The 2,244-nt window shown below is 32.0% G+C and carries 2 protein-coding genes and 1 pseudogene; all 3 read left to right on the forward strand.

What is annotated here, in order from left to right:
• Positions 1 to 1,002, forward strand: a pseudogene (locus A3IA_RS13270) (hypothetical protein); the annotation flags it as partial.
• Entirely contained in the window at positions 1,002 to 1,838 is an 837-nt protein-coding gene (locus tag A3IA_RS0108900; RefSeq protein ID WP_018380974.1) for a hypothetical protein, read from the forward strand. The pseudogene A3IA_RS13270 and the gene A3IA_RS0108900, both read left to right, overlap by 1 nt.
• Entirely contained in the window at positions 1,828 to 2,127 is a 300-nt protein-coding gene (locus tag A3IA_RS0108905; RefSeq protein WP_018380975.1) for a DUF4176 domain-containing protein, read from the forward strand. Before A3IA_RS0108900 ends, A3IA_RS0108905 begins: the two co-directional genes overlap by 11 nt.
• Positions 2,128 to 2,244 lie beyond the last annotated feature (117 nt).

The following is a 2,244-nucleotide window of genomic DNA, read 5'->3' on the forward strand; positions in this document are numbered from 1 at the left end:
ATCAAGGGTCGCTCGCTGCCTTGGGTAAAGACGATTAATGCCTCAGTCGCTAAATTCTCAGATGATGGGGAAGAAGCCGCTAAGCTCCTTGATAATCATATCTTGAAAGAGAAGATGAAGGAGTATAATGAGAAAATAGAGGTAACAGATAAAGAAGAACAATTAAAGATTAATGAAGATGATATTGTTACTCAAAATATCATTGTGGAAATGTATAATTCTATTGCTTCGTTGCCAACGTTAGAGACCACCGAAGGAACGAAACGTTTGGGTATGATTGTTAAGATGTATCCAGATGCTTTTATAAAGAAAATTTTGAAATCAGAAGAATTTTGGACGTTAGCTGATAAATTACCTTCCAAATATCAGACCACTTTAATTAATACATTGGCTCGATATGAAAAATTAGGTGACACAGTTGCGGTTGGGAAATTTCTCCCTAAAATAAATACAATTGGTAAAGCCTATGAAATGTATAATAAGGCTGTTAGTCCATTTAAAACATTTGTTAGTGAGACATTGAAGAATTCCACATTATACCAGAATATTAAACTAATAAAATTTGGAAAAGTTCTCGGGAAGGTAACGAATATAGCCACTTACGCTGACTTAGCAGTAACTTTTGGATCTAGTTCGGCTAACGAATTTGGAAAGACAGGTAGTGTTGGTAAAGCTGCTATAGGAGGAGCTATTGACACAGTTAAATCGGTTGGTCCATTTGAGGGAATGGTTTTAGGTTCCAGTTTTGGACTGCCCGGAATTGTAATCGGAGGAACTGCAGGATTGTTAAATAAAGGAATTCAGATGGTTTGGCCAAGTGCTTATGATAACGCCAAAAAATGGTCTTATGAGCAATATGATAAAGCTGCTAAGGTAGGAAAAAGCTTGATTTCTGGTTCGAAAAATTTTATTAATTCTTCATCAAAGCGTGCAACTCGATTAATTGAAAACATTGGTGCTTCAATAAAGGTTCATAAAATACCGTTTATAGGAGAAACTTGATGAAACGATTATTTCAAGCAAATTTTGAAGAGAGTTTGAATTTATTAGATGATCAGTTTATAAAATTTATGGTTGATGACCTATCTGCTAGAAAAGTTTATAAAAATCGTATGTTGAAATTATTATTTTCAATCATTGGCATCTTAGTTTTATATGGTTTAACATTTTTAGCCTATATAGTGAGTAAAGGAGACGGAGGAGATATGGCCTTGAAGCCTCTCCAGATTAATTTACTTCCTCAGTGGCTATTTTATATCTGCGCACTAATTTGGATTTTGGTTGTGATTTGGTCTCTATGTAAAAGATTTATAGAATTGGAAGTAGGATTTTCTATACTTACTGTAACTCTTTATATTATTTGGATGTTATTTTTTGTAAATCTATTCTTTATAATGTTTTTTGCTAATGAAGTTGGTATGTTGACCTTTATTTGTTTGAACTTACTTAATTTATTAGTTATTTGTTTGACAATTACCAATAAATATAAAGCATTATTGAGAGTTTTATTTAGTGACGATACCACACCTAACAAGTTTGAAGTCATTTTATTGAAACTTGGAAAATATTCGTTTATCGCTCTGTTAATATGGATTGTTGTAAAACGTTTATTTCCTGGGGTATCTGCTACACAATTGGATTTTATAGGATTAATATTTATAATTGGAATGTTATTGTTTATTAATATGATAAGTATTTTACTGATTGTTTATTGTTTTTTACCATACTTGCTAATGCTTTTTTACAAATTCAAATTTTCCGAGAATTATCGTATTTATGAAGGCAAGACAAAAGAAGAATGGTACGGCAAAAAGAAAGGAAAAAAATATGGCAATTAATTTACTCCCCTTAGGTAGCTTAGTTTTATTAGATGGTGGTATTCAAAAGTTAATGATTGTTGGTAGAGGAGCTGTATATAGTGATCCACAGACAGGTGTTGAAACTTATTCTGATTATATTGGTATTATTTACCCTACTGGTTTAGATCCAGAAACCACCATATTTTTCAATCACGACAATATTGATAAAGTTGTTTTTGAAGGCTTTAAAGATGAAGAGGAAGATAGATTCTTAGAAATTTATCAAGATTGGGAATCAGATTTAACCATTCAAAAGAAAGAGATATGATTTGACGAACAGTGATTTTTATTGGCTCATCGTCAACTGTAGTGGGTGACTTATAGCTAATATATGGAGAGAATCGTTCCGGTTCTCTCTATTTTAATGTTCAAAAGGATAAAGATT

It is taken from the genome of Streptococcus thoraltensis DSM 12221 (assembly GCF_000380145.1).
Taxonomy (GTDB): Bacteria; Bacillota; Bacilli; order Lactobacillales; family Streptococcaceae; genus Streptococcus; species Streptococcus thoraltensis.